At 34.5% G+C, this 23,028-nt stretch carries 28 protein-coding genes and 1 tRNA gene; 16 read left to right on the plus strand and 13 right to left on the minus strand.

The window, feature by feature from the left end:
• Window positions 1-13 precede the first annotated feature (13 nt).
• The 7 genes from C1T31_RS12810 (at window position 14) to C1T31_RS12840 (ending at window position 6,717) form a co-directional block, all read left to right on the plus strand.
• Window positions 14-985, plus strand: a complete 972-nt coding sequence (locus tag C1T31_RS12810) for a stage II sporulation protein M (protein ID WP_103052911.1) — start codon at window positions 14-16, stop codon at window positions 983-985.
• Window positions 975-1,898, plus strand: coding sequence for a stage II sporulation protein M (locus C1T31_RS12815; RefSeq protein ID WP_103052912.1), 924 nt, complete (start codon window positions 975-977; stop codon window positions 1,896-1,898). Before C1T31_RS12810 ends, C1T31_RS12815 begins: the two co-directional genes overlap by 11 nt.
• On the plus strand, window positions 1,891-2,616 hold the full coding sequence (locus C1T31_RS12820) for a DUF4129 domain-containing protein (protein WP_103052913.1): 726 nt from the start codon (window positions 1,891-1,893) through the stop codon (window positions 2,614-2,616). Before C1T31_RS12815 ends, C1T31_RS12820 begins: the two co-directional genes overlap by 8 nt.
• The gene (locus C1T31_RS12825) at window positions 2,609-3,799 is read left to right on the plus strand and encodes a DUF4350 domain-containing protein (RefSeq protein WP_103052914.1); all 1,191 of its coding nucleotides are present in this window, start codon (window positions 2,609-2,611) and stop codon (window positions 3,797-3,799) included. Before C1T31_RS12820 ends, C1T31_RS12825 begins: the two co-directional genes overlap by 8 nt.
• 6 nt (window positions 3,800-3,805) lie before the next feature.
• Window positions 3,806-4,825, plus strand: coding sequence for an AAA family ATPase (locus tag C1T31_RS12830; RefSeq protein WP_103052915.1), 1,020 nt, complete (start codon window positions 3,806-3,808; stop codon window positions 4,823-4,825).
• The gene (locus C1T31_RS12835) at window positions 4,826-6,157 is read left to right on the plus strand and encodes a DUF58 domain-containing protein (protein WP_103052916.1); all 1,332 of its coding nucleotides are present in this window, start codon (window positions 4,826-4,828) and stop codon (window positions 6,155-6,157) included. It begins immediately after the preceding gene.
• A 140-nt stretch (window positions 6,158-6,297) separates the two neighbouring features.
• Window positions 6,298-6,717, plus strand: a complete 420-nt coding sequence (locus C1T31_RS12840) for a DUF2141 domain-containing protein (protein ID WP_103052917.1) — start codon at window positions 6,298-6,300, stop codon at window positions 6,715-6,717.
• Window positions 6,718-6,781: 64 nt separating this feature from the next.
• Here C1T31_RS12840 and C1T31_RS12845 read toward each other — a convergent pair whose 3' ends face one another.
• The gene (locus C1T31_RS12845; RefSeq protein ID WP_103052918.1) at window positions 6,782-7,261 is read right to left on the minus strand and encodes a Dps family protein; all 480 of its coding nucleotides are present in this window, start codon (window positions 7,259-7,261) and stop codon (window positions 6,782-6,784) included.
• A gap of 104 nt (window positions 7,262-7,365) precedes the next feature.
• Here C1T31_RS12845 and C1T31_RS12850 point away from each other — a divergent pair, with 104 nt between their 5' ends.
• A complete protein-coding gene (locus tag C1T31_RS12850) occupies window positions 7,366-8,304 on the plus strand; it encodes a LysR substrate-binding domain-containing protein (protein ID WP_103052919.1) in 939 nt (312 codons plus the stop codon).
• 30 nt (window positions 8,305-8,334) lie between these two features.
• Here C1T31_RS12850 and C1T31_RS12855 read toward each other — a convergent pair whose 3' ends face one another.
• The 3 genes from C1T31_RS12855 to C1T31_RS12865 all read right to left on the minus strand — a co-directional run bounded on the left by C1T31_RS12855 (window position 8,335) and on the right by C1T31_RS12865 (window position 10,070).
• Window positions 8,335-8,532: a hypothetical protein gene (locus tag C1T31_RS12855; RefSeq protein WP_103052920.1), complete on the minus strand. Its 198-nt coding sequence runs from the start codon at window positions 8,530-8,532 to the stop codon at window positions 8,335-8,337.
• A gap of 215 nt (window positions 8,533-8,747) precedes the next feature.
• Window positions 8,748-9,548, minus strand: coding sequence for a TIGR00266 family protein (locus tag C1T31_RS12860; RefSeq protein ID WP_103052921.1), 801 nt, complete (start codon window positions 9,546-9,548; stop codon window positions 8,748-8,750).
• 66 nt (window positions 9,549-9,614) lie between these two features.
• Window positions 9,615-10,070, minus strand: a complete 456-nt coding sequence (locus tag C1T31_RS12865) for a DUF4442 domain-containing protein (protein WP_103052922.1) — start codon at window positions 10,068-10,070, stop codon at window positions 9,615-9,617.
• A 143-nt stretch (window positions 10,071-10,213) separates the two neighbouring features.
• Here C1T31_RS12865 and C1T31_RS12870 point away from each other — a divergent pair, with 143 nt between their 5' ends.
• The 4 genes from C1T31_RS12870 (at window position 10,214) to C1T31_RS12885 (ending at window position 13,652) form a co-directional block, all read left to right on the plus strand.
• Complete coding sequence (locus C1T31_RS12870) at window positions 10,214-10,660, plus strand: DUF4870 domain-containing protein (RefSeq protein ID WP_103052923.1); 447 nt, start codon at window positions 10,214-10,216, stop codon at window positions 10,658-10,660.
• Window positions 10,661-10,721: 61 nt separating this feature from the next.
• Window positions 10,722-11,060, plus strand: coding sequence for a PadR family transcriptional regulator (locus C1T31_RS12875; protein WP_103052924.1), 339 nt, complete (start codon window positions 10,722-10,724; stop codon window positions 11,058-11,060).
• Entirely contained in the window at window positions 11,060-12,883 is a 1,824-nt protein-coding gene (locus tag C1T31_RS12880; protein ID WP_103052925.1) for a PspC domain-containing protein, read from the plus strand. Before C1T31_RS12875 ends, C1T31_RS12880 begins: the two co-directional genes overlap by 1 nt.
• 43 nt (window positions 12,884-12,926) lie before the next feature.
• A complete protein-coding gene (locus C1T31_RS12885) occupies window positions 12,927-13,652 on the plus strand; it encodes a head GIN domain-containing protein (RefSeq protein ID WP_103052926.1) in 726 nt (241 codons plus the stop codon).
• An 83-nt stretch (window positions 13,653-13,735) separates the two neighbouring features.
• On the opposite strand, the gene C1T31_RS12890 is transcribed toward C1T31_RS12885, so the two are convergent.
• From C1T31_RS12890 to C1T31_RS12930, 9 genes are all read right to left on the minus strand, one after another.
• The gene (locus tag C1T31_RS12890; protein WP_103052927.1) at window positions 13,736-14,323 is read right to left on the minus strand and encodes a hypothetical protein; all 588 of its coding nucleotides are present in this window, start codon (window positions 14,321-14,323) and stop codon (window positions 13,736-13,738) included.
• A gap of 107 nt (window positions 14,324-14,430) precedes the next feature.
• Window positions 14,431-15,783 carry a hypothetical protein gene (locus C1T31_RS12895; protein ID WP_103052928.1) on the minus strand — a complete coding sequence of 451 codons (1,353 nt, stop codon included), beginning with the start codon at window positions 15,781-15,783 and terminating at the stop codon, window positions 14,431-14,433.
• Window positions 15,784-15,810: 27 nt separating this feature from the next.
• Entirely contained in the window at window positions 15,811-16,395 is a 585-nt protein-coding gene (locus C1T31_RS12900) for a YceI family protein (protein WP_103052929.1), read from the minus strand.
• Between the two features lie 163 nt (window positions 16,396-16,558).
• Window positions 16,559-17,539 carry a thioredoxin-disulfide reductase gene (gene trxB, locus C1T31_RS12905; RefSeq protein WP_103052930.1) on the minus strand — a complete coding sequence of 327 codons (981 nt, stop codon included), beginning with the start codon at window positions 17,537-17,539 and terminating at the stop codon, window positions 16,559-16,561.
• Between the two features lie 128 nt (window positions 17,540-17,667).
• Window positions 17,668-17,871, minus strand: a complete 204-nt coding sequence (locus C1T31_RS12910; RefSeq protein ID WP_103052931.1) for a DUF6327 family protein — start codon at window positions 17,869-17,871, stop codon at window positions 17,668-17,670.
• A gap of 3 nt (window positions 17,872-17,874) precedes the next feature.
• Window positions 17,875-18,219: a hypothetical protein gene (locus C1T31_RS12915; protein ID WP_103052932.1), complete on the minus strand. Its 345-nt coding sequence runs from the start codon at window positions 18,217-18,219 to the stop codon at window positions 17,875-17,877.
• 11 nt (window positions 18,220-18,230) lie between these two features.
• Window positions 18,231-18,560, minus strand: a complete 330-nt coding sequence (locus C1T31_RS12920; protein WP_103052933.1) for a YtxH domain-containing protein — start codon at window positions 18,558-18,560, stop codon at window positions 18,231-18,233.
• 235 nt (window positions 18,561-18,795) lie between these two features.
• On the minus strand, window positions 18,796-19,224 hold the full coding sequence (locus tag C1T31_RS12925) for an FKBP-type peptidyl-prolyl cis-trans isomerase (protein ID WP_103052934.1): 429 nt from the start codon (window positions 19,222-19,224) through the stop codon (window positions 18,796-18,798).
• A gap of 147 nt (window positions 19,225-19,371) precedes the next feature.
• A tRNA-Pro gene (locus C1T31_RS12930) sits at window positions 19,372-19,446 on the minus strand.
• 93 nt (window positions 19,447-19,539) lie between these two features.
• Here C1T31_RS12930 and C1T31_RS12935 point away from each other — a divergent pair.
• The 4 genes from C1T31_RS12935 to C1T31_RS12950 are packed head-to-tail and all read left to right on the plus strand — an operon-like array spanning window position 19,540 to window position 23,016.
• Window positions 19,540-20,658, plus strand: coding sequence for a PQQ-dependent sugar dehydrogenase (locus C1T31_RS12935; RefSeq protein WP_103052935.1), 1,119 nt, complete (start codon window positions 19,540-19,542; stop codon window positions 20,656-20,658).
• Window positions 20,659-20,718: 60 nt separating this feature from the next.
• Window positions 20,719-21,327, plus strand: coding sequence for a uridine kinase (gene udk / locus C1T31_RS12940; RefSeq protein ID WP_103052936.1), 609 nt, complete (start codon window positions 20,719-20,721; stop codon window positions 21,325-21,327).
• On the plus strand, window positions 21,327-21,653 hold the full coding sequence (locus C1T31_RS12945; RefSeq protein ID WP_103052937.1) for an FtsB family cell division protein: 327 nt from the start codon (window positions 21,327-21,329) through the stop codon (window positions 21,651-21,653). The genes udk and C1T31_RS12945 overlap by 1 nt, the downstream gene beginning before the upstream one ends.
• A complete protein-coding gene (locus tag C1T31_RS12950; protein ID WP_103052938.1) occupies window positions 21,646-23,016 on the plus strand; it encodes a methylmalonyl-CoA mutase subunit beta in 1,371 nt (456 codons plus the stop codon). The genes C1T31_RS12945 and C1T31_RS12950 overlap by 8 nt, the downstream gene beginning before the upstream one ends.
• Window positions 23,017-23,028 lie beyond the last annotated feature (12 nt).

Here is a 23,028-nt window from a genome sequence, read left to right on the forward strand (position 1 = left end):
TTAAATTTTTTCTATGCGCGAAGCATCTTTCGTGAAGCAAAATAAGGAAAAATGGATGGTATTTGAAAAAGCATTACACAATAATGTAAAAATTAATCCTGATGACCTCGCTTCCTACTATATTCAACTAACCAACGACCTGTCCTATGCACAGACTTACTATCCCGATAGTAAGACTTTATTGTATTTAAACTCGTTGGCATCTGAAGCGCATCAAAAAATCTATATCACCAAGCGGGAATCCAAAAACAAGATTGTATCATTTTGGAAATATGAGTTTCCACTATTTTTTAAACACTATCACAAAACGCTGCTTTATGCTTTTCTAATTTTTATGTCTGCAGTGCTTATTGGTGTCATCTCAACCTTACATGACGATAATTTTGTCAGGCTCATTCTTGGAGATGCCTATGTCAATATGACTATTGAAAATATTGAAAACGGTGAACCTATGGCCGTTTATAAAAGTGGTAGTCAAGTCGGCACGTTTTTAGGGATTACCATTAATAATATCCGAGTGGCTATCATTGCTTTTGCATTTGGCGTGTTGTTTAGTGCTGGAACCATATATGTATTGTTTAGCAATGGTATTATGCTAGGCGCTTTTATTACCTTTTTTTACAACTATGGTATTTTAGAAAAAACATCAACTATTTGGTTACATGGCACCATTGAAATATCGGTCATCGTTATTGCTGGCTGCGCAGGTATGGTGATGGGCAATAGTTTTTTATTCCCTAAAACCTACTCCAGACGGGTGGCTTTTATGAAAGGCGCTAAAGACGGCCTTAAAATCGTGGTCAGTACCATTCCATTTTTTATCATTGCAGGATTTATTGAAGGATTTTTTACCCGTTTTGGTGAACAGATGCCGTGGATATTACGCTATGGTATTATTTTGGCATCATTGACTTTGATAATCTATTATTACGTTATATATCCGATTAAACTGAACAGAAACCTCAAGCTAACTAATGAATCCTAAACCCTATATAGAACTGCGCACACGAAATACTTTCGGTGATATTATTAACACCTACTTTTTATTTTTAAAGTACAATTTCAAGCATTACACCAACCTCTATTTACGGTACAATGCTATTAGTATGATTCTAACTATTATGGGATCTTACTTACTGGTTACTGGTTTTATGGGGCTGGCTAGTCGTGATTTTCGTTTTGGGATGGGTAGCAATGTGGACAACAACCTATACATTGGTTTAGGAGCTATGGTTTTAGTGTTCATTTTTGCTCTCACAGCGTTAATTAATTATGGCATTTCCAGCGCTTATATCAACGAGTATGTCAAACATGAAGGAACCGTAAATTCCAAAAATGTTTGGAATTCACTTAAAAGCAAAGTTGGTTCCATGATTTTGTTTATTCTCATTGGTATTGGAATTTATCTGGGATATCTTATAATTTCATTCATTTTGGCTTTTATACCTTTATTAGGTATGTTGGCTCAATATGCCTTAAGTTTTACCATAGGAGCTTTTTTTGGTCTTGCGTTTATTTCGCTTTTTGTTGGCAATAAATCTGTTGGCGAAGCCTTTTCTGAAGGTTGGAATTTCACTATTAACAATTTTATACGTGTCGTATTTTATGGCTTGATTATAGGTATTTTAAACCTGATGATCACCATGTTAATTTTATCTATTCCAGGATTTATTTTGGGGATTTATGTTTATTTCTCGGTTGAAAGTGGAGTAGAAATCTTCACAAGCACACTTGCTACCGTGATTTTCACTCTGGGTTTTGCCATATTCCTACTATCTTTTATTTTCACACAAGCCTTATCACAACTGGCTTATGGCATTTTGTATTTTAATTTACATGAAGAGACTTACAATATATTTTTGAGGGAACGTATTGAGGAGATTGGCGTTAATGACTAAAACCATCAAACATATCATGATACTCGTTATTGGCTTTGTTATTTACCCAAGCCAATCTGCATTAAGTCAAGATAGTCTAAAAACTGATTCATCCGATGTGTCCGTCTCATATTTTAAAGAAAATATCAAGGAGCGTTATGATGACTCTGATTTTAAATACGATATCAACGATACAGGCGGTGTCAATTTGATTCAAGGTATTTTCAGAAAGTTCTTTAGGTGGCTTGGTGAAATTTTTGGTATCGATATAGACTTTATAGACTATCAAACCTTGGAATATATTGTATATGGGTTATTGGCTTTAGGCTCCATATACCTATTATTGAAATTCCTTTTGCAATCTCCGATTCAGTCCGTTTTTAAAACAGATGAGCAAACCATTGAAAAATTTCAATATGTGGAAGAAGACATCACGGAAGTTAATTTTGATGCCTTAATAAAAAAAGCACTTAAGGACACTAATTACCGTTTAGCAACGCGCTACCTGTATTTAGCTTCCCTGAAAAAACTGACGCGTAAAAACATTATTGATTGGCATTATGACAAGACCAATACTGATTACCTAAACGAAATTGAGGACGAAACCATAAAAGCATATTTTAAGCGTGTGTCTTACATCTATGACTATGTTTGGTATGGCGAATTCAGTATTGATGAATCCAGCTTCCTTAAAAACCAGCAGGATTTTAATAACCTAAACCAAGCTATTCATGGATAAACGCTCTAAATTTGCGCTTTACAGCATTGGTTTTATTATTCTGCTGTTAATGTTTGCCGAAGTTTCCAAACCCAAGGCCATCAATTGGCGTGATTCCTATTCAGCGGCTGATAAAATTCCTTTAGGTTGTTACGTACTGTTTCAGGAATTACAGGATCTTACTAATAACAGCCTGGAAACCTCTTCAAAATCATTATATGAGACCTTAAAGCAAGTTCCGGATTCAACCAATTCAACCATTCTTTTGATAAACAACTACATTTCCCTTGAGTCAGAAGGCGTAGATGCTCTTATGGAATTTGTTGAAAAAGGAAATTCTGTTTTTATTAGCGCCAGCTATTTTTATGGAGAACTGGCCGATACACTGAATATTGAGTTTGACCGAAATTATGAAGGCTTTTTAAAAAGCCCTTCTCACAATACCTTTTCAAATCCTAAACTCTCAAAAAACAATACCTTTTTTAAAGATGTCATAGAAAACAATTTCATCACCTCTATTGACACAGTTAATAGTGTTGTACTTGGATATTACTGGGATGAGGACAAAGAATATTCCGAAGTGAACTTCATAAAAACGTCTATCGGTGATAATGGCGGTGCTTTTTATATTCACAGTAATCCATTTGCATTTACGAACTATCACATGCTTGATGGAAAAAGTGATTATGTTGCTACGGTACTCTCCTATCTTCCAACGAACAATATCATTTGGGATAATTATTATAAAAGTGGTCGGAAAATAGTCACCAGCCCATTGCGTTTCATTCTTTCAAATGATGCTTTACGTTGGGCTTTTTACATTAGTTTGTTGTCATTAATCTTGTTTGTGATTTTTAAAGGCAAACGCACCCAGCGAATTATACCAGTTGTGGAACCCCTTAAGAATGCGACTGTAGATTTTACCCGAACCATTGGAGACTTATACTTTCAACATGGTGACTATAGCAATATTATAAATAAAAAAATCACCTATTTTTTAGAGCATATACGCAGCCATTACTATCTGGAAACTCATGAATTTAGCGAACGCTTCATTCAGAATTTATCAGTGAAATCTGGCAATGCGCTACCCGAAACCAAATCTTTAATAGATTATATAACCTATTTAAAATCCAAATCGCGTCATACCGAAAAAGAACTCATTGAACTAAACGAAAAGATTGAAAAATTCTTAATAAAATAATGTCACATGGAAGAACATCAAGAAGCATTTGAAAATACCCAACCGGAAACTGAAAACTCCCATTTTACCAGCCGAATTAATTTGCAACCGCTCCAAGAGCATGTTGAAAAAATAAAAGCTGAAATAGGAAAAATTATTATCGGACAAGATGATATGATTGAATTGCTCATAATTTCAATCCTATCAAACGGTCACACGCTTATTGAAGGTGTGCCTGGAGTTGCCAAAACGGTTACTGCCAAGCTTTTGGCCAAAACTTTAAATGTGGATTTCAGTAGAATTCAGTTTACACCAGATTTGATGCCCAGTGACATTTTAGGGACATCTATTTTTAATGTGAAGACCAATGATTTTGAATATAAAAAAGGACCGATTTTTTCTAATATTGTGCTTATTGATGAGATAAACCGAGCTCCTGCAAAAACCCAGGCAGCGTTGTTTGAAGTCATGGCGGAACGCCAAATAACTATTGACAACAATCAATTTGTTATGGAAGCACCTTTTTTAGTTTTTGCAACTCAAAATCCTATTGAGCAAGAAGGCACCTATCGTTTGCCTGAAGCACAATTAGACCGCTTTTTATTTAAAATTAATGTTGATTATCCTAGTCTGGATGAAGAAGTGAAAATTTTGATGGATAATCATAAACGTGAGGACAAATTAGATTTTGATACGATCAATGCTGTCTTAACTGCGAGAGACATAACCCAATACCAAAATTTAATTAAGCAGGTATTAGTTGAAGATCATTTGCTGCACTATATCGCTTCGATAATCAATAATACGCGTGCCAATGCCAATTTGTATTTAGGAGCATCACCCAGAGCTTCTATCGCCATTTTAAATGCGGCTAAAGCCAATGCGGCCATTCATGGACGAGATTTTGTAACTCCTGATGATATTAAGCGCTGTACAAAAGCTGTTTTAAAACATCGTTTGGTGTTAACTCCAGAGCGCGAAATGGAAGCCTTTACAGTAGATAAAGTGGTCGACCAAATTCTTGAGACTATCGAAATACCGAGATAATTGAAGCGCCTGTTTAAAAATATTTATTTAGAATTTCGGTTTTTTATCGGACTGATTGTATTGGCTTTTTTATTCATAATGGCCTTTCAATTTCCTGGTTTATTGATAATCAGTAAAACCTTATTTGTTGTATTTGTAGCCATCACATTGGTTGATAGCATATTACTATTTAAGCTAAAAGGCATTGAAGCCACCCGAGTTTTACCTGAAAAATTGAGTAATGGTGACGAGAACCCCATTGACATTAAAATCCTGAATAAACATCCATTTAATGTCGCGCTGAATCTCATAGACGAACTGCCTTTTCAGTATCAAAAACGGGATTTTCAAATCAATACCCATATTAAAAAAGGTGCCGAAAAGAAAATCACCTATACATTGAGGCCTTTGGAACGCGGTGAGTACCATTTTGGTCATTTAAATATTTATACGACTTCCCCAATTGGTTTGATATCGCGACGTTATCAATTTGGACAGAATGCCATGGTGCCAAATTATCCGTCTTTTCTACAGCTAAAAAAGTATATGCTGATAGCCTTTTCAAACAAGATATTTGAATTTGGCTTGAAAAAAATCAGACGTATTGGCCACACCATGGAATTTGAGCAAATTAAGGATTATGTACCTGGTGATGACATACGGAATATCAATTGGAAAGCCACGGCCAAACGCAATCAGTTGATGGTGAACCAATTTCAAGACGAGCGCTCGCAACCTATTTATTCGGTAATTGATAAAGGTCGTTCCATGAAAATGCCATTTGATGGATTGAGTTTATTGGATTATGCCATTAATGCCACCTTGGTAATCAGTAATGTGGCACTTAAAAAGCAAGATAAAGCCGGTATGTTCTCGTTTTCCAGAAAAGTCGAAAACAAAGTTGTGGCCGAAAGAAGACCATCGCAAATGAATCAAATTCTGGAGACCTTATACAACTTAAATACCGATTTTTCAGAATCTGATTTTTCGAGATTATATATTGACATTAAAAGAAATCTCACGCAAAGAAGTCTGCTTTTGCTTTACACCAATTTTGAAACATTAGATGCCCTACACAGACAACTCTCCTATTTACAGGCTATTGCCAAAAATCATGTGCTTGTGGTTATTTTCTTTGAAAATACCGAATTGGAAAAATTGACTTTAAAAGAATCCGATAGCACATACGATATTTTTGAAAAAACCATTGCTGAAAAATTTGTTTATGAAAAGAAGCTTATTGTCAATGAACTTCAAAAACATGGCATTCAGAGCATCTTGACTCCTCCAGAAGACCTGACTATAAATACCATCAACAAATATCTTGAAATTAAAGCACGAGGGTTGATTTAGTGATTCACAGGCTTTGAATCATCCTGAATGATTGCCTTTCTACAATTCGTACTGATATTTTTACAGTTCGGTCAGAGAATTTATTTTTTATCCCAATATCATAAGACTTTTACACCGTATTAACTAAAACATTTTATGATATGAAAACCATCGCACTAATTATTGCCCTAGTAGTAACCTCCATATTTGGTTATTCTCAAGAACAAACTGAAACTTTTTCTGTAACTGTTAAGGTTGCTAATCCCTTAAATGACAACGGTCATGTTCTGATTGGCTTGCATACAGCAGACACCTTTATGAAAGGAAAAGGAATTTTAAACGCTAAATCCAAAGTTACTGATGGCCAAGTGTCGGTAACGTTTGAAAATGTAGCTCCTGGCAATTATGCCATTATGGTTTTACATGATGAAAATGATAATGACCGTATGGATTTTGAGGCCAATGGAATGCCCAAAGAATCCTATGGCATGTCCAACAACCCGATGCTTTATGGACCACCAACCTTTGCTGATGCCCAATTTGAATTAACCGAAAGCAAAGAAATCGTTATTCGCTTTTAATGAAATTTAAATATAAAAAAGGGCATAACTTATATTATGCCCTTTTTGCTATTTATTAAAAAAACTATACAGTTTCTCCTAACCACGCTTTCATCATCCAAACCGTTTTTTCTTGTTCTGTAATAAAATCACTCATCATGGAATTGGTACCTTCATCATTGGCATCACCTGATTTATCAAGAATGTTTCGCTCAATTTTCAATAATTCTGTCAAAGAGCTTACAATAAGTCGGACAGCCTTTTCATCTTCTGAAATATTTTTACCAACAGGTACTTTAGCTGCATCAATGTAATCGTCAAAGGTATGCAGTGGCGTTGTTCCCAAAGTTAAAACGCGTTCTGCGATAGCATCTACTTTCATGTTGGCATCATTATAGAGTTCTTCAAACTTAACATGCAAATCAAAAAAACGTTTACCTTTAATGTTCCAATGGATTCCTCGCAAATTCTGATAATAAATTTGAAAATTAGCCAATAATTGATTGAGGTCTTGAGCAATATGTTTTGTTTTTAGGTCATCCAGACCAATACTATTCAGTTTCATTCTTGTTGTTTTAAATTAATACCACAAATTTAATTTATAATTAACTAGTGTTTCCATAAATTTTATTGATAGTTTTTATATTTTTATAACCTAAATTGATATATATGACCATTACACAATTATATTATGTTCTGGCAGTTGCAGAGCACCAAAATTTCACAAAAGCAGCCGAAAAATGCTTTGTTACACAGCCAACCTTGAGTATGCAAATTCAAAAACTAGAAGATGAATTGGATGTTCAAATTTTTGATAGAAGTAAGAAACCTATAGAATTAACAGATGTTGGCAGGAAAATAGTAACCCAAGCAAAGAACATTGTCAATGAATCGTATAGAATTCAGGATATAGTTGATCAACAAAAAGGATTTATTGGAGGTGAGTTTAAAATTGGCATTATACCAACAGTGATGCCTACATTGCTTCCCATGTTTTTAAAATCTTTTATCAAGAAGTATCCAAAAATTAAACTCAAAATTGAGGAGTTAACCACTGAAGAAATCATTTCTCGAATAAACGATGGTCATTTAGATGCGGCCATAGTATCGACGCCTCTTGGAAATGACAACATCAAAGAACGTGTCTTGTATTATGAACCTTTTGTTGGTTATATACCCAATCATCACAGATTACATCAGTCAGGAAAAATTCAAATATCCGATTTAGAGATTGATGATATGCTCCTCCTTGAAGATGGCCATTGTTTTAGAGATGGTGTTATCAATCTATGCAAAGCTTTCAAAGACCATACAGACGATCCATTCCAATTAGAAAGTGGCAGTATAGAGACCCTTATTAAGCTTTCGGATGAGGGATTAGGCATGACACTATTACCCTACTTGCATACCTTAAACTTGAACGATAAAGAAAAACAAAACTTACACTACTTTGTTGAGCCTGCTCCCGCTAGAGAAGTAAGCATTATCTATCATAAAAGTGAATTGAAAATGCAAATCATAGAAGCCCTTCAAAGCGTTATATCGGGAATCATACGAGGCGCTATAGCCTTCGAAAATGTTCAAATTATCAGTCCACTACCCAAATAAAAAAAAGCGACCAATTGGTCGCTTTTTTTTCTATGGTTTTAAATAAATTAGACATTGATTTAATTCGGGGTTTTGCCGTACTAATGACTCGATAAAGATTTTGAGTTCCTCAATTTCATAAGGAAGTAATCTTTGAAGTGCTTTTTGTACTTCTTTGCAAAACAACGTAGCATCAAAACTGACTTTTTTAAGTACTGTTTTGGTGTACTCAAACATTGCTCTTGCCATTAATCTTAAGGTTTTTGGTTAAAAAGGTATAGTTGTTTTATAGGCGAACGGTTTTATTAATCCCATTAAATGTACAAAAAAAATACATTCAAAATTCAACCTAAAGAAAATTTTAACAGATTTCAGATACTAATATTAATTCCCAAAATTAAAAAACCATCTGTATTCATTTGCACTTCAAAGGTAAATGGACTGTTAACAAAAATGTTCATTTTTTAAAACCGGTTATCGCCATCCAATAAATCGCCCAAACCACCTAATATACTGCCTTCTCCTTTATCTTTGCCACCGCCTCTGGGAGCAGATGCCAAGACACGTCCTGCCAAACGACTAAATGGTAGAGACTGAATATAAACCGTTCCAGGTCCTTGTAATTTTGCAAAGAACAAGCCTTCACCACCAAATATGGTGTTTTTAATACCGCCAATAAACTCAATATCATAGTCTACATCTTGCGTAAATCCAACTATGCAACCAGTATCAACACGTAACGTTTCACCTGCTTGCAATTCGCGTCTTGCCAAAGTGCCACCTGCATGCACAAAGGCCATACCATCACCTTCCAGTTTCTGCATGATAAAACCTTCACCTCCAAACAACCCTCTACCTAAACGCTTACTAAACTCAATGCCCACACTCACGCCTTTCGCTGCACATAAAAAAGCATCTTTTTGGCAAATAAACTTTCCTCGATATGCAGTGAGATCAATGGGTACGATTTTCCCTGGATAAGGTGATGCAAAACTCACCTTGCGCTTACCAAATAAGTCATTATAAAAAGCGGTCATAAACAAACTTTCGCCAGTCAGTATGCGCTTTCCAGCACCCAGGATAGATCCTAAAAATCCTTTATTTTTAGTAGAACCATCTCCAAATATGGTTTCCATTTTAATACCATCGTCCATCATCATAAAGCTTCCGGCTTCTGCCACAACACCTTCTTGGGGATCTAACTCAATTTCTACATATTGCATTTCTTCACCATATATATGGTAGTCTATTTCGTGTGCATTCATTATATTAATTTTTATTGATTGATATATTGATTAGTTTCAAGTTCTACTAATTTGTTACATCATAAATTAGCTTTTCAACTTTAAAGTCCATTCAAAATTAAAAGTGGACACCTCAACTCCATCTTTATTGATTCCAACTGATTGCATCCAAATGGTTTGGCCCTCACCAGTTTCTATAGTGTGCTTAATGGCTTGATCTATTTTAGCACCATCTTTACAAATAAACTTAATACGTCCCGTAGCCTTCTTGGTAAATGTGGCATTATTATTTAAAACCAACATAGAAATATCTTTACCACTACTCTTTATTTTTCCTAAAACCAAGGCTCCTGTTGTCAACTCGGCCGCTATACCCTGAACTGCCCAAAACATGGAATTAAAGGGATTTTGATTGATCCATCGGTGTTTTACTGAAACCGTACACGAGTTGTCATCAATGTCAGTAACCCGAACACCTGTAAAATAGGCGGCAGGTAGTTTAAACAGGTTAAACAGGTTAATTTTCCGAGGTGTTAGCTTCATTTGATGTCTATTATTTTCTAAAAATATTGAAAATATTCGACAATGCAATTTGTTAATATTATGTTAAATTTAAGTACTTTGTATTGCATATTACCTTCTTTTAGATATATATTTGCATAAGAAACTATTATATACTTTTAAAAATGGTAGATCAACATCAAAAAAATATCGCCACATTTATACACCTATCATCATTTAGTAGGTTCTTTATTCCGTTTGGAAATTTTTTAGGACCTATTATATTATGGATAGCCAATAAGGATAAATCTGAATTCATTGATACGCATGGTAAGCAAATCATCAATTTTCAGATGAGCATTTTACTTTATGCCCTTATTTTAGGTATGATAACCATTCCTTTTTTTCTTTTCAATTTTTTTGAAGGCATTGAGTTTTTGGATTTTCATGCTTTTGACAGTATTCGCATAAATATTACCAAGCCCTCTCCGCTTTTATATATAACTGGCGGACTTGGATTTTTAGCAGTAATAGCCTTTTTACTGGAAATGGTTTTCATTGTCAAGGCTGGTCTTGCTGCCAAAGATGGTGAACTATTTCATTACCCTTTGACCATACCATTTTTAAAATAAAAATCATCAATCACATCAATCAAAAAATGAACAGTTTAAAAAATTTAAAACGCTTTAGAATATGAAGATAGAAAACACAAAAGCACAAATGCGTAAGGGTGTTTTAGAGTATTGCATTCTTTCGGTACTAAAAGATGATGACGCTTATGTTGCCGAAATATTAGATACGCTAAAGGACGCCAAGTTACTTGTAGTAGAAGGTACTATTTACCCATTACTTACAAGGCTAAAAAACGCAGGGCTTCTTAACTATCGTTGGGAAGAATCAACCTCTGGACCGCCAAGAAAATATTATGGCCTAACAGAAACCGGCAAGTTGTTTTTAAAAGAATTAAATACAACTTGGGACGAATTACAAAATGCAGTGAATATAGTAACCAGACAAAAAACTAAAAAATAATGAATAAAACAGTCAACATAAATTTAGCAGGTATATTCTTCCATATTGATGAAGATGCATACTTAAAATTACAACGCTATCTTGAGGCTATAAAACGTTCATTTACAGACTCTCAAGGTCGTTCGGAAATTATTTCGGATATCGAAGCGCGCATTGCAGAATTATTTAGTGAGCGCGTGAAGCACGAAAAGCAAGTTATTGGAAATAAGGAAGTAGACGAGGTTATTGCCATTATGGGGCAACCAGAAGATTATTTGGTAGACGACGAAATATTTGAAGACGAACCAAAATCTGCATACCAAAAACCATCAGGACCTTCCAAAAAACTATTTAGAGATACCGAGAACTCCTATATAGGTGGTGTTTCAGCTGGTTTAGGACACTATTTTGGCGTGGATGCCATTTGGATTCGCCTAGCCTGGATAGTACTAATTTTTGGTGGAGGAACAGGTGTTTTTCTGTATATTTTACTTTGGATTTTAGTACCTGAAGCCGTGACCACAGCCGATAAGCTGATGATGAAGGGTGAACCCGTCAACATCAGTAACATCGAAAAAAAAATTAAAGACGGTTTAGGCAGTGTATCTGATGCAGCAAAAAACGTCACTGAATCTGTTACGGGAGCAGCAAAAAATGTTTCAGATTCGGTATCAGGAGCTGCCAAAAATGTCGACTTAAAAAAGCAGGGCAATAAAATAAAATCTGGATCGCAATCTTTTTTTGATGCTATTGGTGATATTTTTATGTTCTTCTTTAAAGTTCTGGCCAAATTTATTGGAATTATTTTAATCATAACTGGAGCATCAGCTTTAATAGGGCTTCTTATTGGACTATTCACATTAGGCGCTTCAGACATTATACATGTACCAGGATTTGATTTCTTTGATGCGGCCAATGCTACCAATACACCTGTTTGGCTTATATCGTTATTAACGTTCTTTGCCGTTGGCATACCATTTTTCTTTGTATTCTATTTAGGTTTGAAAATTCTAATAAACAACCTAAAATCCATTGGAAACATTGCCAAATTTACCTTGTTTGGTGTTTGGTTGGTATCCATCATAACCTTGGCCGTTATAGGTATCAGGGAAGCTAGTGAACATGCATTTGATGCGAGTGTCACAAACAAAGAAGTCATAAATATTAGAGCCAATGACACCTTAAACATTAAAATGGTTGGTAATGATAACTATAGAAAAGATGTTTACAGACATGGTAGTTCCTACAGGTTATTACGCGATGAAAATGATGATAAAATCATATATTCTTCTGACATACGTTTAATTGTGAGGTCAACTACAGATAGTTTGGCGTCTATTAGCATTGAAAAAAATGCAGAAGGTAGTGATTATCAAATTGCAAAAAAGCGAGCCAACAACATCAATTACAACTATAAATTAGTTGGAAACGAGCTCTTTTTAGATGGTTATTTAACAACTAAAATTGAAAATAAATTTAGTGACCAAGAAGTTGAAGTCATACTGTACTTACCGGAAGGTTCTGTGTTGTATGCTGATGACAATACCTATAGTTTCCATAGAAACTCCAGCTATTACAATGATATTTTAGACAACGGTATGGAAGAACACTATTTAAGAATCATCGATGATGGCGTGGAATGTATGGACTGTCCAGGAGATTACAAAGTAAAAGTTGATGTTGGTAACGACAGAACCCATGTAAGACTGGACGAGAATGGTTTGGAAATTAAAACCAATGATTCCAATCTTGAAGTCAATAAAGATGGTGTCAAAGCCAATGGCGAAGACGTCAAAGTCAATATTGACGAAAACGGTATTGAAATAACTTCCGAAAACGAATAAACAATTTTAAAATCAATCAATCAATCAAAAAACAATCCTAATCATGACAACTTTAACAAAAATTATTGTATCCATTATCCTATCATTACTTCTGTTCTCCTGTGAATTTGGTTCAGGATGGATGGGTGTATCTGGTAATGGTAATGTGGTTACCGAAACACGACAAACCAATGACAGTTTTAATGAGATTCAAGTGAGTCGTGGCTTGGATGTTTACTTAACCCAAAGTAACACGGAATCAGTAACTGTAGAGGCAGACAGTAACTTACAAGACATCATTACCGTTATCGTTGATAATGGTGTTTTGAAAATTAAAGCCGAAGAGAACATTAGCTCATCATCCGCTAAAAAAGTACATGTGAATTATAAATCTATTAGCAAACTTAAAGCATCAAGTGGAAGTGACGTATATACCACCAATACTTTAACCAATGAAATTTTAGAATTGGATTTAAGTAGTGGTAGCGATGCAGAATTGGACATCAATGCCCAAACGCTTGTTTGTAGTGCAACCAGTGGTAGTGATATAGAACTTACTGGAAAAGTTATGAGTTTTAATGCCGATGCATCCAGTGGCAGCGACATAGATGCTGGTGATTTGCTAGCTGAAAAGTCACGGGTTAAAGCTTCGAGTGGCGCGAGTATTTCTGTTAATACTTCAAAAGAACTGATAGCTAAAGCCAATAGTGGTGGTGATGTGACTTATTATGGAAATCCTGAACGTGTAGAAAAATCTGAAGGTGTTTCCGGAGGGATTAGCCAACAATAAACTTAAAACAACCAACCAAAAAAAAACCATCACAAACTCTTTGGAGAGTACGTGATGGTTTTCCTATTATCAATCAAACGTTTTTAAATTTCTTTTAGATGGAGGTTAAAATTTACATTAACATTAGGGTTTACAGTAATTAATCCCATCATCTTTTTAGGAGCTTCTAGTTTGTAATCTCTCAAATCTAATGAGATATCGCCAATAAAACGCATGTCTTCTTCTTTAGAAACCTTTACTGGAAAGACAAAGCAATTAACGACATCAGCTATATAAATTTCAACTTTTGCATTAAACGTATTATTCTGTTCAGAATTCCTTTCAATGGCTAAAAGCTTTAATTTTATTTTAGGATATACTTGCGTTTTTAAGAGTTTATTAAAGTCTTTATTTATAGCATTATGGCCACAATCAAAACAATCACTTTCCAACTCTAAAACGGTAGATTGAAAATACATGTTTTTCTCTCTAAACTCAAAATAAACAGGAACAGGAGATTCTAATTTAGAAATATTATAGCAACAATTAAATGAATTTATGTTGCTGGTTCCAGAAATTGATACTTCACTGTCTTCCTTTACTACAATTTCCAAAGACTCTTTAAAATCAAAATAAGTTGAAGTAAATGCAGTAAAAGCGATAAACGATATAAATAATAATATCCTTTTCATTACTAAAAGTCTATTTACCGTTATAATTTAAAAAAAACATGCCTTATGATACAAATTAAAATTGGAAATCTGTTCATAAGACATGTTTGAATGTGATATAATTTAGGTTAGAAGCTAATTGCTGCTTCAATCATTAAGCCATTGAATTTACCTTCGTATAGAACGTTATTTGATGGATAACCGTCATATTGTTGATTTACATACTCCAGTTTTGCTAAAACATTTTTGGTCAAGAAATAACCAGCTGACAATTGGAATCTGTTAATATCTGCATCACCAAAAGATTGTTCTGATTTTACAGTATTATAGCGAGCACCCAGATAGAAGTCTTCAGATGCTCCGAAACGATAAATCACTTCTCCAGCCAATTGTGTAGTGCTTCGATTATCGTCTTTATTATTAAGACCATCATTATTATTGTCTTCAGAATCTGATCTACCTTGAGAAAGTTCTACAGTTCCAAAGAATTCCAAACCACCATATTTCACAAACGGATTAAACATTACAGCAGTAATTCTGTTACTGTATCCAGGGTCAAAACGTCCTGTTCTAAATGTATTTGTAGCTGAAGTATTTTGTAAAGACTGTGTTCTCCAATCATAATATTTTTCTGGGGACAAAACAGAATAATATCTAGATCCTGCTCTATCAGCTGTGTAAAGGTAATTACCTGCAACATATCCTGTAGTGTATACAGAGCCTGTTAATCTGAATCTAAAATCATCCGTTAATTGCTTGTCATATCCTATTTTTGCTAGGAATGCAGCACCACCTGTTTTACCATTAGCATCCTTCAGAACATCTTGATTTAACTTACCATTAGAGAATCCAATCATTCCAATAAATCCATTTCTTTGGTAATAAACTTCAGCTCCAACTTCTGTGGTAAAGGCATCCATAATTAAGTTACCAACAAATGGGTTATAGATTGATTGGGCATTGTCCGTTCTTCTAAAATGGGCATCACCATAGTTGTTTTCCATATGTCCTACTTTAACAGTGGTGTACTTCATTAGGTCGCTTAAAAACCCTTCTTTGATAAAATCTAGATTATCTATTTGAAAATAACCCCCTTTTACATAAGGTTCTGGGTGGTGTCGAGAAGATAAATAGGTTCTTAAGTGCATTCTTAAACCTTTAGCTAAAGCGACATCTAAATCTAAATTAGCAGTAGCCAAATTAAAGTTATAACCTATTTCTTGTAATGTGTTGGTTTCTGTTTGATCAGCTGGTGCCACACCATTTTCATGGTCTAAGGCTTGAAATTGCAAGGTAGATTGACCACCTACTCTTACTTTAACTTTTTCAAAAGTTGATACCGTATCTTTTGGTGCTTCAAACACATTGACACCTCTTTGGTCTGCAGGTCTCCAATTATCTAGATCCCTATTTTGGGCAAATAAACTCACCCCTATTAACATGAGCGATAAAATTATTGATTTTTTAAAGATCGTTTTCATAATATTTAAAGTTTTAAAGATTGATTATTAATTAGTTAATATTGATTTAAATTTTATTGTTACTTTTTCACCGGTTGTAATTGTCCCAAACAAGGCTTTTGGTGGCTCAATTCCGTAATCTTTCATGTTTAAAGATTTCTCACCTTCTAAAGTAACGGCATTAGTTGTTGTCTTCATTTTGAAAGTCAAATCGACTATTTTAGTAACACCCGAGATACTCAATTTACCAGAGACTGTTACTTGATATTCAGAATTACCTAAATCCGTCATATTTTTAAAATCGGTCATTTTAAATGTAATGGACTTATACGTATCTGTTTTTAAGGCCTTATAAGTGTTTTTGTCCATTGCTGGCTTATCACTTTTAATGCTTTCAGCAACAACACTTACATTTAAATTAACAATAGCCATTTCTCCTTCAGTAGATAATTGAATACTTCCTGATTGCTCCTCAATAACTTCCTCCCAATCATGTAAACTGGATGTCCCAAAAATTGACATAGTTGATTTAGAATTGTTAAGATTGAACTGTTGAGCTAATAGATTGTGACTTGCGAAGATTACCAGTAGGATGGTGATAATTAACACCCCATTTAGTTCAATTGTTCTCATACCCTTTACAATTAAATTTATGATACAAATTTCGGGGATATAAAAAACCTAAAACATGATTATTGTCATATAACACAATAATCCCAAAAAATATAAATTGCTATAAAAAAAGAAAATCCGGTAAAACCGGATTTTAAATAATAAATAAATGACTTGTAGTTATTTAATTGTAAGTCGAAGTACTTACTTCAAAAGTAGCATCTTTAGCGGCTAAATATCGCTCTGCATCCAATGCTGCCATACAACCCGTACCAGCAGCTGTTACAGCTTGTCTATAAACATGGTCTGCAGCATCTCCTGACACAAATACACCTTCAACATTGGTTTTGGCTGTGCCTGGTTTATTAATGATATAGCCTGTTTCATCTAAATTTAAATAATCTTTAAAAATATCGGTATTGGGTTTGTGTCCAATAGCTACAAAGAATCCCGTAGCTGGAATGTCATGTTTTTCATTAGTTTGGTTGTTAAACACACGAACACCCGTAACCACTTGGCCGTCACCTAAAACCTCTTCTGTTTCTGTATTGTACAGAATTTCTATATTTTCTGTATTCTTCACTCTGGCTGCCATGATTTTAGAAGCTCTAAACTCATCACGTCTTACCAACATAGTGACCTTTTTACATAATTTAGATAGATAATGCGCCTCTTCGCAAGCCGAGTCGCCAGCACCTACAATAACCACCTCTTGATTTCTATAGAAAAAACCATCACATACAGCGCAAGCAGAAACACCACCACCTAATTTTAAGTACTTCTGTTCTGAATCGAGTCCTAAATATTTGGCTGATGCACCTGTTGAGATTATAACCGTATTACAGTGAATTTCTTTAGTATCGTTAACCCAAACTTTATGAATATCACCTGAAAAATCGACTTTGGTAATCCAACCATCGCGAACATCGGTTTCAAAACGTTCCGCTTGTTTTTGAAGCTCAATCATCATTTCCGGTCCAGTGATACCTTCAGGGTAGCCAGGAAAATTTTCAACTTCATTAGTGGTTGTTAATTGTCCTCCGGGTTGAGAACCTTGATATAAAACAGGTTTCATATTGGCTCTAGCCGCATAAATAGCTGCTGTATATCCAGCGGGTCCAGAACCTATTATTAAACACTTTACTTTTTCTATTGTTTCAGACATAATTTCATTACTTTTTTTACTGTAACAAAAGTAGAATTTTTGAATAAATCCTTACATATAAGTTATCAACAGTTACTATGATACCATTAGAAAATATAATGTCTCAAATGCTGAACTTTTCACACCATTTACTTCCTAATAAACCTTTTTATTAAGGTCCAAATACCATATTTCCCTATGGTACTTAAGGTAGATCCAATCCAATTAACTGGTTTCAAGTTTTCTTTAAATTCTGTTTTAATAAGTTTCATCTCCTCAAAAGCGATATCGCGTTCTAATTTGAGTCGCTTTAAATCTGTTTCTATGTCCTTAAATGATTGATATTGCTTCATAACTTACGAATCAAAAAATTTAGACGATAAACTTTTAATGACCATTTTGTTAACGACCTCCCTTTTAAAAAAGATAATGACGGTTGCCAACAAAAATACACCAGCAACTATAATGTAGCCTAGTGCTAAATCACCCAACCACTCACCCAAAGCCATAGCGGCAGCTAATGCCATAAAGAATAAGCCAACAAATAAAAGACCTCCAATCAATAGAACTTTAGCAACCAAACTAACGGATACTGAAATTTGTTGAAAAACTTTGAGTTTATAATACTCTTGGGATTTTTTTATATAGGTTTCCCCAGCATCTGCCATTTTTGCAGACGATTCGTTTATAGATTCAAACATATTATATTATGTTAGGATTTTTGATATTTTTTATTCTTGGCCTTTAACTCCTCGAGTTTCTTTTCAAGGCTGGTAATAATGTCATCAGCTTTGTGACTGGCGTCAGATACAATAGATTCAATTTGTTCATCTAAAGTTTCTTTTTTGCTTGCCACCGTATTAGCAACCTTGTCTCTTACTTGATGTGCGCTTTCGGTCATTTTATCTCTTGCAGCTGCAGCTTCATCAGCAATGCGCTGTCTAGTTTTAGAACCCTTATCGGGAGCAAACAAAATGCCTAACGTTGCACCAATTGCTGTTCCTGCCAAAATTCCCAATAATGTACTACTCTCTTTTCCCATGATATAATGTTTTAATGTTAATAAATAATTTGAAGTGAAATAAGTGCTTGAATTGAAATCAAGCCCTATAATCTAATTATAAGATAACTATTAGATTTGAAATACAAAGATTTAAACTATTGTTTTTCATGAATATAGTATAGCATTAATTTATTAAAAATGGTAATTTTTAAAAATACTTTAACAAAAAAAGCTTGAGCGAACCCAAGCTTTATAGCGCTTATTTAAAGGGTAATTATTTGATTTCCAATAATTCCAATTCAAAAGTTAAGTCTTGACCCGCTAAAGGATGGTTGCCATCAACAATGATATGATCATCATTGACCGCCGCAATGCGAAACTTATGTTCTGTTCCATCAGCATTTCTAGATGATAGCCCCATACCAACTTCTGGTTTTATATCTTGTGGTAATTCCTCGTTCTTAACTTCATGAAACAATTCTTTCTGAACTTCTCCATAAGCGTCCTCTTTAGAAATCACCACAGTTTTTTTGTCGTTTACCTTCATATCTAATACCGCCTTCTCAAAACCAGGAATCAGCATACCCATTCCAAGAGTAAATTCCAGTGGTTCTTTATCAACCGAACTGTCAAAAACTTGACCACTACTTAATTTTCCTGTGTAATGAACTTTTACAGTATCATTAACTTTTACATGACTCATAATTATAATATTAAAATTTGAAGCAAAGCTAGTGTTTATAAAATGGCTTAATGAATATAATTGGAAGAATCCTAAAAGATTAAGGAAACCTTAACACTTAATCAAGTTTAAATAAAAAAATCCAATCAATTTCTTGATTGGATTTTGTCGGGGTGGCAGGATTCGAACCTGCGACCTCCGCGTCCCAAACGCGGCGCGATAACCGGGCTACGCTACACCCCGAAACTTGGCTATCATTTTAGGACTGCAAATATATAGCTTTTACTTAAAATCTTGCAATAATAATTTTTAAATTTAGACCTAACTCAAATAATTATGAATTATCAATACCTAGTCATTCTATTTATTTTGGTATCTAATGTTTTTACTTGTGCGCAAATTGACAAGGCAATTAACCAAAATTATTCGTACGAGGTGGTGGTTCCTGATTTAAGAATTCCCTGGGGTTTTGTGTTTTTACCTGATCAATCTATTTTAGTTACGGAAAAAGATGGCAGACTGATACATTATAAGGAGGGCAATCGTGAGGAAATCAGTAATGTACCCCAAACTTATGTCAATGGACAAGGAGGCTTAATGGATATAGCATTACATCCCAACTACACAAAAACGGGTTGGATCTATTTGACTTTATCTTCATCAGAAGGCAAGGGCAAAGGTAGCCACACAGCTTTAATCAGAGGTAAACTACTAAATAAGCAATTTGTAGAATACCAACTATTGTATAAAGCCACACCAAACACTCAAGCGGGTCAGCATTTTGGATCGCGAATAGTCTTTGACAATGATGGATATATTTATTTTTCAATTGGAGAACGTGGGCAACGTGAGGTCAATCCACAAGACATTTATCGTGATGGCGGAAAGATTTACAGACTTTATGATGATGGTCGTATTCCTTCAGATAATCCGTTTTATAAAACTCCTGGGGCAAAAAAAGCTATTTATTCATTTGGTCATAGAAACCCTCAAGGATTGGCTATGCATCCCGTAACGAAAGAAATTTGGTCTCATGAGCATGGACCAAAAGGTGGTGATGAAATAAATATTATCAAATCAGGAAAAAATTATGGATGGCCAAAGGTCACATATGGAAAAAATTATTCCGGTTCAAAAATTACAGATAAAACTGAAGCCCCAGGGATGGAGTCTCCCATTCATTATTGGGATCCCTCAATCGCTCCAAGCGGAATGACCTTTGTCACTAGCGATATTTACCCAGATTGGAAAGGTAATCTGTTAATTGGTTCTTTAAAATTTCAATATCTTAACAATTGCTTTCTTAAAGATAAAAAAATCATTAAAGAAGAACGCCTGCTAGATGATTTAGGTCGGGTTAGATCTGTTAAAATTGGTCCTGACGGTTACATTTATGTAGGAATTGAAAATCTTGGAATTGTGAAAATTATTCCCAAAAAAACACAAAAGGATTAGTCTAAAGAACTTTCAATTCCGTACTAAATACTTAAATTTGTGATTGAAAAAATTTAATAAATGTTAATAATTGGTATTGCTGGTGGAACAGGTTGTGGCAAGACTACTGTTGTCAATCAAATTCTAAATCAACTCCCTGAAGGCGAAGTTGGCGTTATATCACAAGATTCTTATTACAAGGACACCTCGCATTTGAGCTATGATGAGCGAGTTAAAATCAATTTTGACCATCCAAGATCCATTGATTTTGAATTGCTGGAAACGCACTTAAAAGAATTAAAAAAAGGAAATACCATTCCACAACCCATATATTCATTTGTAAAACACAACCGAACTGGCGATACAGTCTTAACACATCCGAGAAAAGTCATGATTGTTGAAGGTATTCTCATACTGACCAATCCTGAATTGCGTGATATGTTTGATATCAAAATCTTTGTGCATGCCGATAGTGACGAGCGGTTGATAAGGCGTTTAAAGCGGGATATTTCAGAACGCGGTAGAGATTTGGACGAAGTACTAAACCGTTACCAAAACACCCTAAAGCCCATGCATCAACAATTTATTGAACCGATGAAGGAATATGCCGATATTATTATTCCAAACAATAAATACAATACGGTTGCTATTGATATTGTGAAAACTATCATAAACGAACGTTTAGTATAATGGCAAAATTGAATAGTAAATATTTAAAACCCTTTAAAAATATTTTTCTATTGATATTCATTGTATTCACCATATGGATGTTGTTTTTTGATGCTAATTCCTGGTTTATACATCATGAACTGAATACTGAAATTGATGAATTGGAAGCCGAAAAAGAGTATTATAAAAAAGAAATTGAAAAGGACCAAAAAGCCATTAAAGAATTGAGCAATGAAGAAGGTGTTGAACGATTGGCCAGAGAGAAATACTATATGAAGAAAGATAATGAGGATATCTTCATCATAGAATATGAAGATAGCATTCCAAAAGAAGACAAAAATGACTAAAACACTATTTGATCAATTCCCCGAAGTTTCCTCAAAACAGTGGAAACAAAAAATACAAGCTGATTTAAAAGGAGCTGACTATAACGATACACTCATTTGGAAAACAAGCGAGGGCATTGATGTCAAGCCTTTTTACCACCTTGATTTTGCTGAAGAGCCGTTATTTCGGGATTCCAAAACCAATTCAAATTGGAAAATTTGTCAAACTATTTATGTTCAGCACATAGATGTTTCTAACACCAAAGTTTTAGAAGCACTAAACCGTGGTGCTGAAAGTATCCGATTCATTATTCCATCTACAGAGATTTCATTATCAGAATTGTTAAAGAACATTGATTTGGAATCTACAACCATTTATATTCGACTATTGTTTTTAAATAGTGAATACGTCAAGTCATTTGAGAAAATACTCGGCAAAGAATCAGTAAAATTAGAAACAGATATTATTGGCCATTTATGTGAAACTGGTAATTGGTTTCAGGATTTATCTACTGATCATGAGCAATTGGCATCAATACTAAAAAGTGCTCCTAGCATAAGTATCAATACCGCGTTATATCAAAATGCTGGTGCCACTATGGTACAACAATTGGCTTATGGTATGGCTCACTTGAACGAGTATTTTAATTTCTTGGATGCGAAAATTGACAAAAACCAAAAGTCTACAATCCAAATGGTTTTTCAGGTAGCTATTGGGTCAAATTATTTTTTTGAAATTGCCAAATTGCGTGCCTTAAGGGTGTTATACAAAACTGTAGCTCAAGAATTCGATTTCAATACAGACTGTTTGATTTTTGCACAGCCTACAAAACGCAACAAAACGATTTATGATTACAATACCAATATGTTGCGAACCACAACCGAATGCATGAGCGCTATATTGGGTGAGGCCGACATTATTGATAATTTACCCTACGATGCCATCTATCATAAAAATAATGAATTTGGCGACCGCATTGCCCGTAATCAATTACTAGTGTTAAAACACGAAAGCTACTTTGATAAAGTTTCCAATCCGGCTGATGGTGCTTATTACATAGAAGAACTAACCAATACTCTGGCCGAAAAAGGACTAAATCTGTTTAAAGATATTGAATCCAACAGTGGCTTTTTAAAGATGCTAAAAGAGGGAACCATTCAAAGAAAAATAAAAGAGCAAGCCTCCAAAGAGCAAGAAAGCTTTAACAATGGTGAAATCACCTTGTTGGGTACCAATAAGCATCCGAATCCAAGTGATAAAATGAATGGAGAATTGGAATTATACCCTTTTATTAAAACTGATATCAGAAAAACCTTAATAGAACCCCTAATTGGCTATAGGTTGGCCGAAAAATTAGAACAAGAACGTTTAAAAACAGAATAAATATCAAAAAAA

It is taken from the genome of Hanstruepera neustonica, from assembly GCF_002895005.1.
Taxonomy (GTDB): domain Bacteria; phylum Bacteroidota; class Bacteroidia; order Flavobacteriales; family Flavobacteriaceae; genus Hanstruepera; species Hanstruepera neustonica.

What these genes read in the sequence shown, in the direction of transcription:
- C1T31_RS12810 (WP_103052911.1), top strand. Translation starts at nt 14, where the DNA reads ATGCGCGAAGCATCTTTCGTGAAGCAAAATAAGGAAAAATGGATGGTA.
- C1T31_RS12815 (WP_103052912.1), top strand. Translation starts at nt 975, where the DNA reads ATGAATCCTAAACCCTATATAGAACTGCGCACACGAAATACTTTCGGT.
- C1T31_RS12820 (WP_103052913.1), top strand. Translation starts at nt 1,891, where the DNA reads ATGACTAAAACCATCAAACATATCATGATACTCGTTATTGGCTTTGTT.
- C1T31_RS12825 (WP_103052914.1), top strand. Translation starts at nt 2,609, where the DNA reads ATGGATAAACGCTCTAAATTTGCGCTTTACAGCATTGGTTTTATTATT.
- C1T31_RS12830 (WP_103052915.1), top strand. Translation starts at nt 3,806, where the DNA reads ATGGAAGAACATCAAGAAGCATTTGAAAATACCCAACCGGAAACTGAA.
- C1T31_RS12840 (WP_103052917.1), top strand. Translation starts at nt 6,298, where the DNA reads ATGAAAACCATCGCACTAATTATTGCCCTAGTAGTAACCTCCATATTT.
- C1T31_RS12845 (WP_103052918.1), bottom strand. Translation starts at nt 7,261, where the DNA reads ATGAAACTGAATAGTATTGGTCTGGATGACCTAAAAACAAAACATATT.
- C1T31_RS12850 (WP_103052919.1), top strand. Translation starts at nt 7,366, where the DNA reads ATGACCATTACACAATTATATTATGTTCTGGCAGTTGCAGAGCACCAA.
- C1T31_RS12855 (WP_103052920.1), bottom strand. Translation starts at nt 8,532, where the DNA reads ATGGCAAGAGCAATGTTTGAGTACACCAAAACAGTACTTAAAAAAGTC.
- C1T31_RS12860 (WP_103052921.1), bottom strand. Translation starts at nt 9,548, where the DNA reads ATGAATGCACACGAAATAGACTACCATATATATGGTGAAGAAATGCAA.
- C1T31_RS12865 (WP_103052922.1), bottom strand. Translation starts at nt 10,070, where the DNA reads ATGAAGCTAACACCTCGGAAAATTAACCTGTTTAACCTGTTTAAACTA.
- C1T31_RS12870 (WP_103052923.1), top strand. Translation starts at nt 10,214, where the DNA reads ATGGTAGATCAACATCAAAAAAATATCGCCACATTTATACACCTATCA.
- C1T31_RS12875 (WP_103052924.1), top strand. Translation starts at nt 10,722, where the DNA reads ATGAAGATAGAAAACACAAAAGCACAAATGCGTAAGGGTGTTTTAGAG.
- C1T31_RS12880 (WP_103052925.1), top strand. Translation starts at nt 11,060, where the DNA reads ATGAATAAAACAGTCAACATAAATTTAGCAGGTATATTCTTCCATATT.
- C1T31_RS12885 (WP_103052926.1), top strand. Translation starts at nt 12,927, where the DNA reads ATGACAACTTTAACAAAAATTATTGTATCCATTATCCTATCATTACTT.
- C1T31_RS12890 (WP_103052927.1), bottom strand. Translation starts at nt 14,323, where the DNA reads ATGAAAAGGATATTATTATTTATATCGTTTATCGCTTTTACTGCATTT.
- C1T31_RS12895 (WP_103052928.1), bottom strand. Translation starts at nt 15,783, where the DNA reads ATGAAAACGATCTTTAAAAAATCAATAATTTTATCGCTCATGTTAATA.
- C1T31_RS12900 (WP_103052929.1), bottom strand. Translation starts at nt 16,395, where the DNA reads ATGAGAACAATTGAACTAAATGGGGTGTTAATTATCACCATCCTACTG.
- trxB (WP_103052930.1), bottom strand. Translation starts at nt 17,539, where the DNA reads ATGTCTGAAACAATAGAAAAAGTAAAGTGTTTAATAATAGGTTCTGGA.
- C1T31_RS12910 (WP_103052931.1), bottom strand. Translation starts at nt 17,871, where the DNA reads ATGAAGCAATATCAATCATTTAAGGACATAGAAACAGATTTAAAGCGA.
- C1T31_RS12915 (WP_103052932.1), bottom strand. Translation starts at nt 18,219, where the DNA reads ATGTTTGAATCTATAAACGAATCGTCTGCAAAAATGGCAGATGCTGGG.
- C1T31_RS12920 (WP_103052933.1), bottom strand. Translation starts at nt 18,560, where the DNA reads ATGGGAAAAGAGAGTAGTACATTATTGGGAATTTTGGCAGGAACAGCA.
- C1T31_RS12925 (WP_103052934.1), bottom strand. Translation starts at nt 19,224, where the DNA reads ATGAGTCATGTAAAAGTTAATGATACTGTAAAAGTTCATTACACAGGA.
- C1T31_RS12935 (WP_103052935.1), top strand. Translation starts at nt 19,540, where the DNA reads ATGAATTATCAATACCTAGTCATTCTATTTATTTTGGTATCTAATGTT.
- udk (WP_103052936.1), top strand. Translation starts at nt 20,719, where the DNA reads ATGTTAATAATTGGTATTGCTGGTGGAACAGGTTGTGGCAAGACTACT.
- C1T31_RS12945 (WP_103052937.1), top strand. Translation starts at nt 21,327, where the DNA reads ATGGCAAAATTGAATAGTAAATATTTAAAACCCTTTAAAAATATTTTT.
- C1T31_RS12950 (WP_103052938.1), top strand. Translation starts at nt 21,646, where the DNA reads ATGACTAAAACACTATTTGATCAATTCCCCGAAGTTTCCTCAAAACAG.